Origin of the sequence: Stutzerimonas chloritidismutans AW-1 (assembly GCF_000495915.1) — a bacterium.
GTDB lineage: Bacteria > Pseudomonadota > Gammaproteobacteria > Pseudomonadales > Pseudomonadaceae > Stutzerimonas > Stutzerimonas chloritidismutans.
Genome location: NZ_AOFQ01000072.1, coordinates 97,889 through 113,202, shown reverse-complemented (window position 1 = coordinate 113,202; position 15,314 = coordinate 97,889). Strand labels below are relative to the sequence as shown.

The following is a 15,314-nucleotide window of genomic DNA, read 5'->3' as shown; positions in this document are numbered from 1 at the left end:
AGCCATGATCAACGAAGCCCTGCAACGCCTGCTGATCGAGAATCTGACTACCGCGACGCTGTTGCTCAACTCGCGCCTGCGCCTGGAGTACATGAACCCGGCTGCCGAAATGCTGCTGGCCGTCAGCGGCCAACGCAGCCACGGACAGTTCATCAGCGAGCTGTTCACCGAGTCGCCGGAAGCCCTGGCGGCCCTGCGCCAGGCGGTTGAAGAAGCCCATCCGTTCACCAAGCGCGAAGCCACCCTGACCTCCGCCACCGGCCAGACACTGACCGTGGACTACGCGGTGACCCCGGTACTGACCCGGCAGGAAACCATGCTGTTGCTGGAAGTGCTGCCGCGCGACCGGCTGCTGCGCATCACCAAGGAAGAGGCCCAGCTGTCCAAGCAGGAAACCACCAAGATGCTGGTGCGCGGCCTGGCCCACGAGATCAAGAATCCGCTGGGCGGCATTCGCGGTGCGGCACAACTGCTGGCCCGCGAACTGCCCGAAGAACACCTGAAGGACTACACCGAAGTCATCATCGAGGAGGCCGACCGCCTGCGTAATCTGGTCGACCGCATGCTCGGCTCTAATAAGCTGCCGTCGCTATCGATGACCAACATTCACGAAGTGCTCGAGCATGTCGCCAGCCTTATCGAGGCGGAATGCCAGGGAAGCATCATTTTGGTGCGCGATTACGACCCAAGCATTCCCGAAGTCCTGATGGACCGCGAACAGATGATCCAGGCCGTGCTCAATATCATGCGCAACGCCATGCAGGCACTGGCCGGGCAGAACGAGCTGGGCCTCGGCCGTCTCACCCTGCGCACTCGCACACTGCGGCAGTTCACCATCGGCCATATTCGTCATCGCCTGGTGACACGCATCGAGATCATCGACAACGGCCCGGGCATACCTGCCGAACTGCAGAACACGCTCTTCTACCCGATGGTCAGCGGCCGCCCGGACGGAACCGGCCTGGGCCTTGCCATCACCCAGAACATCATCAGTCAGCACCAGGGTCTGATCGAATGCGAGAGCCATCCTGGCCACACCGTGTTCTCGATCTTCCTACCGCTGGAACAAGGAGCCACATCAGCATGAGCCGAAGCGAAAACGTCTGGATCGTCGATGACGACCGCTCCATCCGCTGGGTCCTGGAAAAGGCCCTGCAACAGGAAGGCATGGCCACGCAGAGCTTCGACAGCGCCGACGGTGTGCTGGCCCGCCTCGCTCGCCAGCAGCCGGATGTGATCATCTCCGACATCCGCATGCCCGGCCTCAGCGGTCTGGACATGCTCTCGCAGATCCGCGAGCAGTACCCTCGCCTGCCGGTGATCATCATGACCGCGCATTCGGATCTGGACAGCGCGGTGGCCTCCTACCAGGGCGGCGCCTTCGAATACCTGCCCAAGCCGTTCGACGTCGACGACGCCGTCTCGCTGGTCAAGCGCGCCAATCAGCACGCCCAGGAGCAGCAGAACCAGCAGGAACCGGCCAACCGCCACCACACCCCGGAGATCATCGGCGAGGCGCCGGCGATGCAGGAGGTGTTCCGCGCCATCGGCCGGCTCAGCCATTCCAACATCACCGTGCTGATCAACGGCGAGTCCGGCACCGGCAAGGAGCTGGTGGCCCATGCCCTGCACCGCCACAGCCCGCGTTCGGCGTCGCCATTCATCGCGCTGAACATGGCGGCCATCCCCAAGGATCTGATGGAGTCGGAGCTGTTCGGCCACGAGAAAGGCGCCTTCACCGGTGCGGCCAACCAGCGCCGCGGGCGCTTCGAGCAGGCCGACGGCGGCACTCTGTTTCTCGACGAGATCGGCGACATGCCGGCCGATACGCAGACCCGTCTGCTGCGCGTGCTGGCCGATGGCGAATTCTACCGCGTCGGCGGCCACACGCCGGTGCGGGTCGATGTGCGCATCATCGCCGCGACGCATCAGGACCTGGAAACCCTGGTGCAGGCCGGCAAGTTCCGTGAGGACCTGTTCCACCGCCTGAACGTCATCCGCATCCACATCCCGCGCCTGTCCGATCGCCGCGAGGACATCCCGGCACTCGCCGAGCACTTCCTCGCCAGCGCCGCGCAGGAGCTCTCGGTGGAAACCAAGGTGCTCAAGCCGGAAACCAAGGAATACCTGCAGCACCTGCCCTGGCCGGGCAACGTGCGCCAGCTGGAGAACACCTGCCGCTGGATCACGGTGATGGCATCCGGCCGTGAAGTGCATGTCGACGACCTGCCGCCGGAGCTGCTCAACCAGCAGGCCGAGGCACAGCCCGCGCACAACTGGGAACAGGCGCTGCGCAACTGGTCCGATCAGGCCCTGGCGCGCGGCCAGAGCAACCTGCTCGACGAGGCGGTGCCAGCCTTCGAACGCATCATGATCGAGACCGCGCTCAAGCACACCGCCGGTCGCCGTCGCGACGCCGCGCTGCTGCTCGGCTGGGGACGCAACACCCTGACGCGCAAGATCAAGGAGCTGGGCATGCGCGTCGATGGCAGCGATGACGATGACGGCGACGACAGCTGAGCGCGGCTGACACCGCATCGAGCGTAACGATGAACCCCGCACTTGGCGGGGTTCATCGTTTTTAGCGCGCTGCCAAGGGCGTCACCTGGTTCATGGCTGCTTGTCCGCCGCCACCTGCACGGCGATGCGCCAGCCGCCATCGTGGCGTTCGCCGTGCCATTGCCCCAGCAGCCGCCGTGCGGCCACCAGATGCAGCAAAAGGCCTTTCCCGGTCTGCTGCACGCGCCAGGCCACTGGCATGCCGTCGATCTGCAGTTGTCCGGATTGTGGCTCGCCTTCGGCCTGGAACAGCAGGGCGAACGCCCCTTCTAGATGCTCGTCATATACCTGGGGTTCGCGGTCGAACTGCAACGAAAGGCCTTGCGGCTGCACCTCCACCAGTGCCAGTTGCACCGGCCCGGGCGCGGTGAGCCGGCCGATCATCAGCCCCACCAGCAGGCCGATCAGCACCAGCGAACCGAAAAAGGTCCGGCGTATGCGGCGCATCGGGTCCTGCGCCCCGGTAGAATGCCGCCGGTCTTCAACCTCGGTGCTGCGCATGTTTCACGTGATCCTGTTCCAACCGGAAATTCCGCCCAATACCGGCAACATTATCAGGCTCTGCGCCAATACCGGCTGCCACCTGCACCTGATCGAGCCGCTGGGTTACGAGCTGGACGACAAGCGCCTGCGCCGCGCCGGCCTCGACTACCACGAGTACGCCACGCTGGAGCGCCACGCCGACCTGCCGAGCTGCCTCGCGCGGATCGGCATCGACGCCGCAAACGCGGACGGCCCGCGGCTGTTCGCATTCACCACAAAGGGTTCGCAGCCCTTTCACGAAGTCAGCTATCGGCGCGGCGATGCGCTGCTGTTCGGCCCGGAGAGCCGCGGCCTGCCGCCGGAGATCCGCGACGCACTGCCCAACGAGCAACGCCTGCGCCTGCCGATGCGCCCCGACAGCCGCAGCCTGAACCTGTCCAACACCGTGGCCGTCGCAGTGTACGAGGCCTGGCGCCAGCACGGCTTCGCCATGGAGTGAGCGGTACAACCTTGTGACAAAGGGTCCTGAACGATCCGCCGCGGTCCCCGTCGTAAACAGACAAGCTCCCTTGGCAGCAGGAGAAACGACGTGTCCCAGACCAAGTTCAGGCCCTACCACGCGCCCGCGGGCGGCTGGGGATCAGCCTACTCCGTCGCCAACATCCTGCTGCGTGAGCGCGTTTCGCCGGCCGGTATCGGTCTGCTGCTCAAGCAGAACAAACCTATCGACGGTTTCGCCTGTGTCAGTTGCGCCTGGGCCAAGCCGCATCCGTCACGACCACTGTCCTTCTGCGAGAACGGCGCCAAGGCGACTGCGTGGGAAACCACGTCGCTGCGCTGCGGCCCGGAATTCTTTGCCAGGCACAGCGTCAGCGAGCTGCTCAACTGGAGCGACTACGATCTCGAGCAGCAGGGCCGGCTGACCCATCCGCTGCGCTACGACGCCGCCAGCGATCACTATCAGCCGGTCAGCTGGGATGAAGCCTTCGCCGAGATCGGTGCCGAGCTCAAGGCCATGGCCGAGCCCGATCAGGTGGTGTTCTACATGTCCGGGCGCGCGGCGCTGGAAACGGCCTACATGTATGGCCTGCTGGCGCGGCTGTACGGCACCAACAACCTGCCGGACAGCTCCAACATGTGCCACGAGAGCACCTCGGTGGCGCTGCCGGAGAGCATCGGCGTGCCGGTGGCGACCGTCACCCTGAACGATTTCGAGCACACCGACGGGCTGTTCTTCTTCGGCCACAACACCGGCACCTCCAGCCCGCGGATGCTGCATCAGCTACAGGAAGCCCGTGAACGCGGCGCGCAGATCGTCACCTTCAATCCGCTGCGCGAGCGAGGGCTGGAGCGCTTCGTCAATCCACAGTCACCGCGCGAAATGCTCACACCAGACAGCACGGTGATCAGCACCCAGTATCACCAGCTCGCCATCGGCGGCGACATTGCCGCCATCGCCGGCATGTGCAAGGCGCTGTTCGAAATGGACGACCAGGCCGTCGCCGAGGGTCGCAAGCGCGTGCTCGACGTGGACTTCATCGAGCAGCACACCCATGGCTTCGAGGATTTCGAACAGCGCATCCGCAGCTACAGTTGGGCGCAGCTGGAACGCCGTTCGGGGCTCAGCCGCGCCGCGCTGGAAGCGGCAGCGACCGTCTATGCACGCTGCGAACGGGTGATTGCGCCTTATGGCATGGGCCTGACCCAGCACCGCTACGGCGTGCAGACCATCCAGATGCTGGTCAACCTGCTGCTGTTGCGCGGCAACATCGGCAAGGAAGGCGCAGGCATCCTGCCGGTGCGCGGCCACTCCAACGTGCAGGGCCAGCGCACCGTCGGCATCACCGAAAAGGCGGCAAAGGTGCCGGCGGACAACCTGCGCCGGCAGTTCGGCTTCGAGCCGCCAAGCGATGACGGCGTGAACACCGTGGAGGCTTGCGAGGGCATTCTCGATGGCAGCGTCCGCGGTTTCATCGGCCTGGGCGGCAACTTCGTCCGCGCCATTCCCGATACCCTGCAGATGGAGCCGGCCTGGCGCAGGCTGCGGCTGTCGGTCCAGGTGTCGACCAAGCTCAATCGCAACCACCTGATCACCGGCGAGGTGTCCTATATCCTGCCCTGCCTGGGGCGCACCGAGATCGACCGTCAGGCCACCGGCGAGCAGCGTCACACCACCGAGGACAGCACCGGCTGTATCCGCGCCTGGCGCGGCGTCGCAGAACCCGCTGGCAAACTGTTGCTATCGGAGCCGGCAATCATCGCGCGGCTGGCCAAGGCCACACTGACACCCAACCCGATGCTGGACTGGGACGCCTGGGTCGCGGACTACAGCCTGATACGCGACGCCATTGCCGAGAGCTACCCGGAGATCTTCCACGACTTCAACGTGCGCATGATGGAGCCCGGCGGCTTTCATCGCCCGCTTGGCGCCAGCGAGCGACGCTGGGATACCGAGTCCGGCAAGGCCAACTTCATCAACCCGCCATCGCTGGTTGCCGACCCCGACACCGAAGATGACGGCCACGAGCAGCACGACGTGCTGCAGATGATGACGCTGCGCAGCAACGACCAGTTCAACACCACCGTCTATGGCTACGACGACCGCTTCCGCGGCATCCATGGCACTCGCGCGGTGATCCTGATGAACCGCAACGACATCGTCCGCCTCGGCCTGGCCGAAGGCGACCGCATCGAGGCGATCACCGTGGTCGACGATGGCGTGCACCGCGCGGTCAGCCCGTTGCGGGTCACGCCGTACGATATCCCCGAAGGCTGCTGCGCCGGCTATTACCCGGAATGCAACGCGCTGCTGCCGGTCTGGCACCATGCCGAACGCAGCAAGGTGCCGGCGGCCAAGTCGATTCCGGTGCGCCTGCGCAAGCTGATCGCCGCGTCGGTTGCCGGCGACGTGCCGCGCCAGCCCAGTCGCCCGCAGCGCAGCGAACAACCCGGGCCTGCCTAGCGCCTCGTGCAGAACCACGGCTGTCGATGAACCTCGCCGACAGCCGTTGAAAAGCCGGCAGCAGTCCCCCATATCAACCGCATTCGGGCATTCATCGCCCCGCAGTGTGGAGATTTTCCTTTGACCACCATCGTTTCAGTGCGCCGCAACGGCAAAGTCGTCATGGGCGGCGACGGCCAGGTTTCCCTGGGCAACACCGTCATGAAAGGCAACGCCAAGAAGGTCCGCCGCCTCTATCACGGCCAGGTTCTGGCGGGCTTCGCCGGCGCCACCGCCGACGCCTTTACCCTCTTCGAACGCTTCGAAGGGCAGCTGGAGAAACATCAGGGTCACCTGGTCCGCGCCGCCGTCGAGCTGGCCAAGGACTGGCGTACCGACCGCTCCCTGAGTCGCCTGGAAGCCATGCTGGCGGTGGCCAACAAGGACGCCTCGCTGATCATCACCGGCAATGGCGACGTGGTGCAGCCCGAGGACGACCTGATCGCCATGGGCTCCGGCGGCGGCTTCGCCCAGGCCGCGGCCAAGGCCCTGCTACTCAAGGCCGGCGCCGACATGTCGGCCCAGGAAATCGCCGAGACGGCGCTGAACATCGCCGGCAGCATCTGCGTGTTCACCAACCAGAACCTGACCATAGAGGAGCTGGACAGCGCGATCTGACAGGCCGATGAAAAACCAGCTGCGTTGGCAATAATGCGTTGCCCGCCTCGCCTAGGTTTTTCAAGCTGCCTGCTCGTTCCCTGCCCAGCTCCCGGAGTATCGAAAAAATGTCCATGACGCCCCGCGAGATCGTCCACGAACTCAACCGCCACATCATCGGCCAGGACGACGCCAAGCGCGCCGTGGCCATCGCCCTGCGCAACCGCTGGCGGCGCATGCAGCTGCCGGCCGAGCTGCGCCAGGAAGTCACCCCGAAGAACATCCTGATGATCGGCCCGACCGGTGTCGGCAAGACCGAGATCGCCCGCCGCCTGGCCAAGCTGGCCAATGCGCCATTCCTGAAAGTGGAAGCGACCAAGTTCACCGAGGTCGGCTATGTCGGCCGCGACGTCGAGTCGATCATCCGCGACCTGGCGGACGCCGCGCTGAAAATGCTGCGTGAACAGGAGGTGCACAAGATGCGCCACCGCGCCGAGGACGCCGCCGAGGAACGTATTCTCGACGCCCTGCTGCCGCCAGCACGTCCGGTGGGCTTCTCCGAGGAGCCGATGCAGGCGAGCGATTCCAACACCCGCCAGCTGTTCCGCAAGCGCCTGCGCGAAGGCCAGCTGGATGACAAGGAAATCGACATCGAGGTCGCCGAAAGCCCGGCCGGCGTGGAAATCATGGCACCGCCCGGCATGGAGGAGATGACCAACCAGCTGCAGAACCTCTTCGCCAACATGGGCAAGGGCAAGAAGAAGAGCCGCAAGCTGAAGATCAAGGAAGCCTTCAAGCTGATCCGCGACGAAGAAGCCGCGCGCCTGGTCAACGAAGAAGACCTCAAGGCCCGCGCCCTGGAAGCGGTCGAGCAGCACGGCATCGTCTTCATCGACGAGATCGATAAGGTCGCCAAGCGCGGCAACACCAGCGGCGCCGATGTCTCCCGCGAGGGCGTGCAGCGCGACCTGCTGCCGCTGATCGAAGGCTGCACGGTCAACACAAAACTCGGCATGGTCAAGACCGACCACATCCTCTTCATCGCCTCCGGCGCCTTCCACCTGTCCAAGCCCAGCGACCTGGTGCCGGAACTGCAGGGTCGCCTGCCGATCCGTGTCGAGCTCAAGGCGCTGTCACCGGAAGACTTCGAGCGCATCCTCACCGAGCCGCACGCGGCGCTCACCGAGCAGTACCGCGAGCTGCTGAAGACCGAAGGCCTGCACGTCGAATTCCTCGAAGATGGCATCAAACGCATCGCCGAGATCGCCTGGCAGGTCAACGAAAAGACCGAGAACATCGGTGCGCGTCGCCTGCACACGCTGCTCGAGCGCCTGCTGGAGGAGGTTTCCTTCAGCGCTGCCGATATCGCCGCCAAACAGGACGGCGAGGCGATCCGCATCGACGCTGCCTACGTCAACGAGCATCTCGGCGAGCTGGCGCAGGACGAAGACCTGTCGCGCTACATCCTCTAACCGTCGCGGCCGTGGCAATCGCCACGGCCGGTTCTTCCGGAGCGTTGCATGCGCATCCCCACCGCAATCAAGCTGCACAAGGCGTCGAAAACCCTGGAGCTGGAATATGGCAGCGACGAGCACCATGTGCTGTCCGCCGAATTCCTGCGCGTGCATTCACCCTCGGCCGAGGTGCAGGGCCACGGTAATCCGGTGCTGCAGACCGGCAAGCTGAACGTAGGCCTGGAGCAGATCGAACCGGCCGGCCAGTACGCGCTGAAGCTGACCTTCAGCGACGGCCATGACAGCGGCCTGTTCACCTGGGATTACCTGGAGAGCCTGGCGCTGAATCAGCAGACGTTGTGGGAGGACTATCTCGCGGCACTGGCGGCCGCCGGCAAGTCGCGCGACCCAAATGAATCGGTCGTCAAGCTGATGTTGTGAGGGCGAACCCGTAGGGTGGATCACGCTTCACCGATCCACCGGGTGACGATCCACCGGGTGGCGGCCCACCGATTGGAGTCGCGGTGGATGTAAATAGCGACATCCACCCTACGCCCGGCACCTTATCGAGGCGCCCGCCAGGCTGACCGCCAGCTTAGGCCAGCGCCTTGTCCAGCGCCCGCTCGATCTGACCCTGAATGCTGCTGCCCATGGCCGAGAGCAGCAGGCCGAGGTTGAGCAGGACCTTCACGCTGTCCTCGTAGACTTCGATACGCCCATCCGCGCCGCTGCGCTTGACTGCCAGCACATCGCCCTGCCACTGACAGCTCACACCGAACTCGCGAGCCAGGCGTGCAGCCAGTTCGTCGGCCTTCTCGCGTGCGGCCTCGCGGCCAAGATTGTGGGTACGTTCGACGATGATCTGGGCCATGAGGACTCCTGGCTGCGCCCGAAAAGGCGCGCACTATAGCAAAGCGGCGCCGCCGATCGCCTGGCCGCCCCGCCTGCTCATGCCATTGAACCCTCTGTCCCCCAGGCCTGTCGCCGCCAGCGCCATCCTGCGACATGTCGCCGCTAGCCCTTTTGCCCGCGACCGCCAGCTCGACGCTTATCAGCCGCCTATTTAGGTTTAGAATGCCGGGCACATTCTTTCCGGCGAAAGTGACATGACCGACCCTCGCAAAGCGCATGACGCAGAACCGACCACCCATTTCGGCTACAAGAACGTGCCGGAAAGCCAGAAGGCGCAGAAGGTGGCCGAGGTGTTCCACTCCGTGGCCGCCAAGTACGACCTGATGAACGACCTGATGTCCGGTGGCGTGCATCGCCTGTGGAAGCGCTTCACCATCGAGCTGTCCGGCGCCCGCCACGGCAATCGCATCCTGGACATCGCCGGCGGCACCGGTGACCTGACCCGCCAGTTTTCGCGCATCGTCGGCCCCACCGGCGAGGTGGTGCTGGCCGACATCAATGCTTCGATGCTCAAGGTCGGCCGCGACAAGCTGCTGGACAAGGGCGTGGCCGGCAACGTCAGGTTCGTTCAGGCCGATGCCGAGAAGCTGCCCTTCCCGGACAATCACTTCGACGTGGTCACCATCGCCTTCGGCCTGCGCAACGTGACGCACAAGGAAGACGCAATCGCGTCGATGCTGCGCGTGCTCAAGCCGGGCGGCCGCCTGCTGGTACTGGAATTCTCCAAGCCGACCAACCAGCTGTTTTCCAAGGCCTACGACGCCTACTCGTTCAGCCTGCTGCCGATGATGGGCAAGCTGATCACCAACGACTCCGAGAGCTATCGCTACCTGGCCGAGTCGATCCGCATGCACCCGGATCAGGAAACGCTCAAAGGCATGATGGAGACCGCCGGTTTCGAGCGCGTCAGCTATCACAACATGACCGGCGGCATCGTCGCCCTGCACCGCGGCATCAAACCCTGATGTTGCGCGCTGCCCTGCTGGCCGGTGCCGAGCGTGGCATCAATCGCGTCCTGCGCCTGGACCCCACGGCATTGCCACGACTGGCACGCCTGAGCGGCCGGATCATCGAGATCGACTGCACGGCGCCGGCCTGGCGGCTGTTCATCCTTGCCGACGACGAAGGCCTGCGCCTGGCCAGCAACTGGGGCGCGGATGCCGATTGCCGCCTGCGCGCGCCTGCGAGCAGCCTCTTGCGCCTGGCCGTCAGCCGCAACAAGACCGCCGTGCTGCATGGCCCCGAGGTCGAGATCGACGGCGACAGTGGGCTGCTGATGAACCTCGCTGAGGTGCTGCAGGATCTGGAGCTGGACTGGGAATACGAAATTTCCCGCTGGCTCGGCCCGGTCGGCGCACAGCTGCTCGGCTCCAGCCTGCGCAGCCCAGTGGACTGGGTGCGCGACAGCGCCGACTCGCTGCGTCAGGACCTTGCCGACTACCTCAGCGAGGAATCGCGGATGCTGGTCGGCCAGGCCGAAGCCCAGGCGCGTTTCAACGAGCTGGATGACATGAAACTTGCCCTCGACCGACTCGAAGCCCGCATCGAGCGCCTCGCCCTCAACCTGAATCCAGATCGCCCCGAATGAAGCTGTTCGCCGCCGCACGCCGCCTGTTTCGCATCCTGCTGGTGGTGATCCGCTACCGCCTCGATGACATCATCCTCGACCTGCCGATGCCCTGGTGGTTGCGTGCCACCAGCTACCTGCTGCCCTGGCGCTGGATTCCGCGACGCCACAGCGAGCTGTCGCGCGGCGCACGCCTGCGCCTGGCACTGGAGGGCCTGGGGCCGATCTTCATCAAGTTCGGGCAGATCCTCTCCCCCCGCCGCGATCTGCTGCCGCCGGATATCGCCGAAGAGCTGGCGATGCTGCAGGACCGCGTGCCGCCCTTCGATTCAGCCGTCGCCACGGCACTCATCGAGCGCCAGCTGGGCGCTCCGGTAGGGGAAATCTTCGCCCGTTTCGACAGCAAACCGCTGGCCTCCGCGTCGGTGGCGCAGGTGCACGCGGCCAAGCTGCGTTCCGGCGAGGAAGTGGTGGTCAAGGTGGTGCGCCCGAACCTCCGGCCGATCATCAGCCAGGATCTGGCCTGGCTGTTCATGCTGGCCAACAGCGCCGAGCGCATTTCCATCGACGCGCGCCGCCTGCACCTGGTGGAAGTGGTCGACGACTACGCCAAGACCATCTACGACGAGCTCGACCTGCTGCGCGAAGCGGCCAACGCCAGCCAGCTCAAGCGCAACTTCGAGGGCTCGGCGCTGCTTTACGTGCCGCAGGTGTACTGGGACTACTGCCGCCCGCAGGTGCTGGTGATGGAACGCATCTACGGCGTACCGGTGACCGACATGGCTGGGCTGGCACGACAGAACACCGACATGCGCCAGCTGGCCGAGCGCGGGGTGGAGATTTTCTTCACCCAGGTGTTCCGCGACAGCTTCTTCCACGCCGACATGCACCCCGGCAACATCTTCGTCAGCACCCACCAGCCCTGGAGCCCGCAGTACATCGCGGTGGACTTCGGCATCGTCGGCAGCCTGACGCCGGAGGACCAGGATTATCTGGCGCGCAACCTGATGGCCTTCTTCAAGCGCGACTACCGCAAGGTCGCGCAGCTGCACATCGATTCGGGCTGGGTGCCGGCGGAAACCAAGGTCAACGAATTCGAGGCCGCGATCCGCACCGTCTGCGAGCCGATCTTCGAGAAGCCGCTGAAGGACATCTCCTTCGGCCAGCTGCTGGTGCGCCTGTTCCAGGTGGCACGGCGCTTCAACATGGAAGTGCAGCCACAGCTGGTATTGCTGCAGAAGACCCTGCTCAACATCGAAGGTCTCGGCCGTGAGCTGTACCCGGATCTCGACCTCTGGAGCACCGGCCAGCCGTACCTCGAGCGCTGGATGCGCGAGCGCATGAGCCCCAAGCAGCTGATCAAGAACGTGCACGCGCAGATTGAACAACTGCCGCACCTGGCTAACATGACCCGCGAGCTGCTCGAGCGCATGGCGCACCCGCACGCGAACAACCCACCGCCGCCCTGGCGCGAGCGCCACCACGGCTGGCCGCTGCGTCTGATCGGCGCCGTACTGCTCGGCAGCGGCGCGACCCTGGCGGCCAGCGCCGACAGCCTGACCGCCGTAACCGCCTGGCCGGCGTGGGTGATGCTGGTAGCCGGCATCTTCATCGTGGTGCGCCGATAGCCATCCCTGGTGCAGGCTGGCACACTTGGCCCATTGAGCGGAGAATCCGATGAACTGGCTGGACGAAATCAACTGGAACGCCGACGGTCTGGTGCCGGCGATCGCCCAGGACCACAAGACCGGCCGCGTGCTGATGATGGCCTGGATGAATCGCGAAGCCCTAGCGTTGACCGCGCAGGAAAACCGCGCCATCTACTGGTCGCGTTCGCGTAACCGGCTTTGGCGCAAGGGCGAGGAGTCCGGGCATGTGCAGCAGCTGCACGAGCTGCGCCTGGATTGTGACGCCGACGTGATCATCCTGATGGTCGAGCAGATCGGCGGCATCGCCTGTCACACCGGTCGGGAAAGCTGCTTCTACCGCGTTTTCGAAAACGGCGCCTGGAAGGTCGTCGAGCCGGTCCTCAAGGACCCGCACGCCATCTATGCGGAGCACAAGCATGAGTGACACCCTGACCCGTCTGGCCGAGGTGCTGGAAGCCCGCAAAGGCGCGGCGCCGGACAGCTCCTACGTTGCCAGCCTGTACCACAAGGGCCTGAACAAGATTCTCGAGAAGGTTGGCGAGGAATCGGTGGAAACCATTCTCGCCGCCAAGGACGCCGCCGTCAGTGGCGACTCCAGCGACCTGATCTACGAAACCGCTGACCTCTGGTTCCACAGCCTGGTCATGCTCGCCGCTCTCGGCCAGCACCCCCAGGCCGTACTGGATGAACTGGACCGGCGCTTCGGTCTCTCCGGACACGCGGAAAAGGCCGCGCGTCCGCAAACTTGATTCACATCGGAGATATCACCATGGGTTTTGGCGGCATCAGCATCTGGCAACTACTGATCATCCTGCTCATCGTCATCATGCTGTTCGGCACCAAGCGCCTCAAAGGCCTCGGCTCCGATCTCGGTGATGCGATCAAGGGCTTCCGCAAATCCATGGGCACCGACGAGGAGAAGCCCGGCGTCGAGGACAAGCAGAACCAGACCATTGACGCACAGGCGCGCAAGGTCGAAGAGCCGACCAAGAAAGACCAGTGATTACGTTCCATGCGGCCGAGCGGCGACCTTCGCTGCCCGGCCGCTCTCCCTATTGATGTGAGCACGTCCTGATGTTCGATATCGGTTTCACCGAACTGCTACTGGTCGGCCTGGTGGCGCTGTTGGTGCTCGGCCCGGAGCGCCTGCCCGGTGCGGTTCGCACCACGGGACTGTGGGTTGGCCGGCTGAAACGCAGCTTCAGTAACATCAAGGCCGAGGTGGAGCGCGAGATCGGTGCCGACGAGATCCGTCGGCAGCTGCACAACGAGCGCATCCTCGACTTGGAACGGGAAATGAAGCAGAGCATCATGCCGCCGACCTCGACCACCAGTTCGAGCACCGCCAAGCCGCCGCTGACCGAAAGCCCGGCTAACGACACGGCGAACAGTACCGGCGCCGCCGTTACGCCCAGCCCGGAAGTGCCGCCAGCTGCACCTGTTGCTGAACCTGCACCTACCCCCCGCCCCGACAGATCGCCAGAACCATGAGCCAGTCTTCCATCGATGATCAGGAAATGCCCCTGATCGCTCATCTGACCGAACTGCGCAAGCGCCTGCTGCGCTGCGTCGTGGCCATCGGCCTGCTATTCGGCGGGCTGTTCTACTTCTCCCAGCAGATCTACGCGCTGGTCGCGGCACCGCTACGCGCCTATCTGCCGGAAGGCGCGACCATGATCGCCACCGGCGTCGCCTCGCCCTTCCTGACGCCGTTCAAGCTGACCCTGATGGTCGCGCTGTTCCTATCGATGCCGATCATCCTGCACCAGATCTGGGGCTTCATCGCCCCCGGCCTGTACAAGCACGAAAAACGCATCGCCGTGCCGCTGCTGGTGTCGAGCATCTTCCTGTTTTACGCCGGCATGGCCTTCGCCTACTTCGTCGTGTTCCCGATCATGTTCGGCTTCTTCGCCAGCGTGACGCCGGAAGGCGTGGCGATGATGACGGACATCGGCCAGTACCTGGACTTCGTGCTCACGCTGTTCTTCGCCTTCGGCGTGGCATTCGAGATTCCGGTAGCGACCTTCCTGCTGATCTGGGTGGGCATCGTCGATGTCGCCACCCTGCGCAAGAGCCGTCCCTATGTGATCGTCGGCTGCTTCGCCGTCGGCATGGTGCTGACGCCACCGGATGTGTTCTCGCAGACGCTGCTGGCCGTTCCCATGTGGCTGCTGTTCGAAGCCGGGGTGATCTGCGGCAGCATGATCAACAAGCGCGACGAAGATTTCCGTGGCGATGCCGAGCAGGACGCGGCAGAACCCGGCGACCAGCCGCCCGCGCCGCGCCCGTGAACCTGCTGCTGCTCGACACGGCCGATTTCGTCGCCGATAACCGCGTGCTGCTGCGTGACCGGCGCCTGACTCATCTGCAGCAGGTCCATCGCGCCGAGGCGGGCGAGCAGCTCAGAGTTGGCCGCGTGGGCGGCAACATGGGCAGCGGACAGCTCCTGCGCCTGGATGCTCACGAGGCAGAGCTGCAGGTCAGCTTCGACCAACCACCGCCGGCGAAGCTGCCGGTGACCCTGCTACTGGCGCTGCCACGACCTAAGATGCTGCGCCGCGTGCTGCAGACCGTGGCCGCCATGGGCGTGCCGCGGCTGGTATTGCTCAACAGCTATCGCGTCGAGAAAAGCTTCTGGCAAACGCCATTCCTCGAGCCCGCCGCCATCCACGAGCAGCTGATCCTCGGCCTGGAACAGGCGCGTGACACCGTCCTGCCGGAGGTCATTATCGAGAAGCGCTTCAAGCCCTTCGTCGAGGATCGCCTGCCTCAGCTTGCCGCAGACACCCTGGGGCTGGTCGGCCATCCCGGCGATTTTCCCCATTGCCCCCGTGCCGTAACGCAGCCTGTCACCCTGGCGATCGGCCCGGAAGGCGGCTGGATCCCCTACGAGGTAGACAAACTGGCTGCCGCCGGCCTGCGACCGGTTCAGTTGGGAGAGCGCATCCTGCGCGTGGAAACGGCGGTCAGCGCGCTGCTGGCCCGACTGTTCTGAGCCTGAACGGCTGACTCACCACCGTCACCGTTCGCCACCTGACCGATGCGCCCCGATGAACGTAACGCACCCACCCGGTGCAAGGGAGTCACAGATT

Annotated in this window: 18 protein-coding genes; 16 read left to right on the top strand and 2 right to left on the bottom strand. The window is 64.9% G+C overall.

Annotated features, from left to right (window positions below):
• Positions 1-4: 4 nt before the first annotated feature.
• Together glnL and ntrC are read left to right on the top strand one after the other, a co-directional pair.
• Positions 5-1,087 (top strand): nitrogen regulation protein NR(II), encoded by a 1,083-nt coding sequence (gene glnL, locus F753_RS47540; RefSeq protein WP_014821907.1) that lies wholly within the window; start codon positions 5-7, stop codon positions 1,085-1,087.
• Positions 1,084-2,520, top strand: coding sequence for a nitrogen regulation protein NR(I) (gene ntrC / locus F753_RS47535; protein WP_014821908.1), 1,437 nt, complete (start codon positions 1,084-1,086; stop codon positions 2,518-2,520). Before glnL ends, ntrC begins: the two co-directional genes overlap by 4 nt.
• Positions 2,521-2,610: 90 nt before the next feature.
• On the opposite strand, the gene F753_RS47530 is transcribed toward ntrC, so the two are convergent.
• Positions 2,611-3,060 carry a hypothetical protein gene (locus F753_RS47530; protein ID WP_023447089.1) on the bottom strand — a complete coding sequence of 150 codons (450 nt, stop codon included), beginning with the start codon at positions 3,058-3,060 and terminating at the stop codon, positions 2,611-2,613.
• Between F753_RS47530 and F753_RS47525 the strand changes: the two genes are divergently transcribed.
• The 5 genes from F753_RS47525 to F753_RS47505 all read left to right on the top strand — a co-directional run bounded on the left by F753_RS47525 (position 3,059) and on the right by F753_RS47505 (position 8,535).
• Positions 3,059-3,541: a tRNA (cytidine(34)-2'-O)-methyltransferase gene (locus tag F753_RS47525; protein ID WP_023447088.1), complete on the top strand. Its 483-nt coding sequence runs from the start codon at positions 3,059-3,061 to the stop codon at positions 3,539-3,541. The genes F753_RS47530 and F753_RS47525 overlap by 2 nt on opposite strands.
• A 90-nt stretch (positions 3,542-3,631) precedes the next feature.
• Positions 3,632-6,004, top strand: coding sequence for an FdhF/YdeP family oxidoreductase (locus F753_RS47520; RefSeq protein WP_023447087.1), 2,373 nt, complete (start codon positions 3,632-3,634; stop codon positions 6,002-6,004).
• A 120-nt stretch (positions 6,005-6,124) separates the two neighbouring features.
• On the top strand, positions 6,125-6,661 hold the full coding sequence (gene hslV / locus F753_RS47515) for an ATP-dependent protease subunit HslV (RefSeq protein WP_014821912.1): 537 nt from the start codon (positions 6,125-6,127) through the stop codon (positions 6,659-6,661).
• A gap of 107 nt (positions 6,662-6,768) precedes the next feature.
• On the top strand, positions 6,769-8,112 hold the full coding sequence (gene hslU / locus F753_RS47510; protein WP_023447086.1) for an ATP-dependent protease ATPase subunit HslU: 1,344 nt from the start codon (positions 6,769-6,771) through the stop codon (positions 8,110-8,112).
• Between the two features lie 48 nt (positions 8,113-8,160).
• Positions 8,161-8,535, top strand: a complete 375-nt coding sequence (locus F753_RS47505; RefSeq protein WP_023447085.1) for a gamma-butyrobetaine hydroxylase family protein — start codon at positions 8,161-8,163, stop codon at positions 8,533-8,535.
• A gap of 154 nt (positions 8,536-8,689) precedes the next feature.
• Here F753_RS47505 and F753_RS47500 read toward each other — a convergent pair whose 3' ends face one another.
• Entirely contained in the window at positions 8,690-8,965 is a 276-nt protein-coding gene (locus F753_RS47500; protein ID WP_014821915.1) for a polyhydroxyalkanoic acid system family protein, read from the bottom strand.
• Between the two features lie 235 nt (positions 8,966-9,200).
• Between F753_RS47500 and ubiE the strand changes: the two genes are divergently transcribed.
• The 9 genes from ubiE (at position 9,201) to F753_RS47455 (ending at position 15,217) form a co-directional block, all read left to right on the top strand.
• A complete protein-coding gene (ubiE, locus tag F753_RS47495) occupies positions 9,201-9,971 on the top strand; it encodes a bifunctional demethylmenaquinone methyltransferase/2-methoxy-6-polyprenyl-1,4-benzoquinol methylase UbiE (RefSeq protein WP_023447084.1) in 771 nt (256 codons plus the stop codon).
• Positions 9,971-10,594: a ubiquinone biosynthesis accessory factor UbiJ gene (locus F753_RS47490; RefSeq protein ID WP_023447083.1), complete on the top strand. Its 624-nt coding sequence runs from the start codon at positions 9,971-9,973 to the stop codon at positions 10,592-10,594. Before ubiE ends, F753_RS47490 begins: the two co-directional genes overlap by 1 nt.
• A complete protein-coding gene (ubiB, locus tag F753_RS47485) occupies positions 10,591-12,201 on the top strand; it encodes a ubiquinone biosynthesis regulatory protein kinase UbiB (RefSeq protein WP_023447082.1) in 1,611 nt (536 codons plus the stop codon). Before F753_RS47490 ends, ubiB begins: the two co-directional genes overlap by 4 nt.
• 49 nt (positions 12,202-12,250) lie before the next feature.
• Positions 12,251-12,646 carry a phosphoribosyl-AMP cyclohydrolase gene (gene hisI / locus F753_RS47480; RefSeq protein WP_023447081.1) on the top strand — a complete coding sequence of 132 codons (396 nt, stop codon included), beginning with the start codon at positions 12,251-12,253 and terminating at the stop codon, positions 12,644-12,646.
• A complete protein-coding gene (locus F753_RS47475) occupies positions 12,639-12,971 on the top strand; it encodes a phosphoribosyl-ATP diphosphatase (RefSeq protein WP_011911574.1) in 333 nt (110 codons plus the stop codon). Before hisI ends, F753_RS47475 begins: the two co-directional genes overlap by 8 nt.
• A 20-nt stretch (positions 12,972-12,991) precedes the next feature.
• The gene (gene tatA / locus F753_RS47470) at positions 12,992-13,225 is read left to right on the top strand and encodes a twin-arginine translocase TatA/TatE family subunit (protein WP_014821919.1); all 234 of its coding nucleotides are present in this window, start codon (positions 12,992-12,994) and stop codon (positions 13,223-13,225) included.
• Between the two features lie 71 nt (positions 13,226-13,296).
• Positions 13,297-13,713, top strand: a complete 417-nt coding sequence (gene tatB / locus F753_RS47465; RefSeq protein ID WP_014821920.1) for a Sec-independent protein translocase protein TatB — start codon at positions 13,297-13,299, stop codon at positions 13,711-13,713.
• A complete protein-coding gene (tatC, locus tag F753_RS47460; RefSeq protein ID WP_023447080.1) occupies positions 13,710-14,513 on the top strand; it encodes a twin-arginine translocase subunit TatC in 804 nt (267 codons plus the stop codon). Before tatB ends, tatC begins: the two co-directional genes overlap by 4 nt.
• A complete protein-coding gene (locus F753_RS47455) occupies positions 14,510-15,217 on the top strand; it encodes a 16S rRNA (uracil(1498)-N(3))-methyltransferase (RefSeq protein WP_014821922.1) in 708 nt (235 codons plus the stop codon). Before tatC ends, F753_RS47455 begins: the two co-directional genes overlap by 4 nt.
• Positions 15,218-15,314 lie beyond the last annotated feature (97 nt).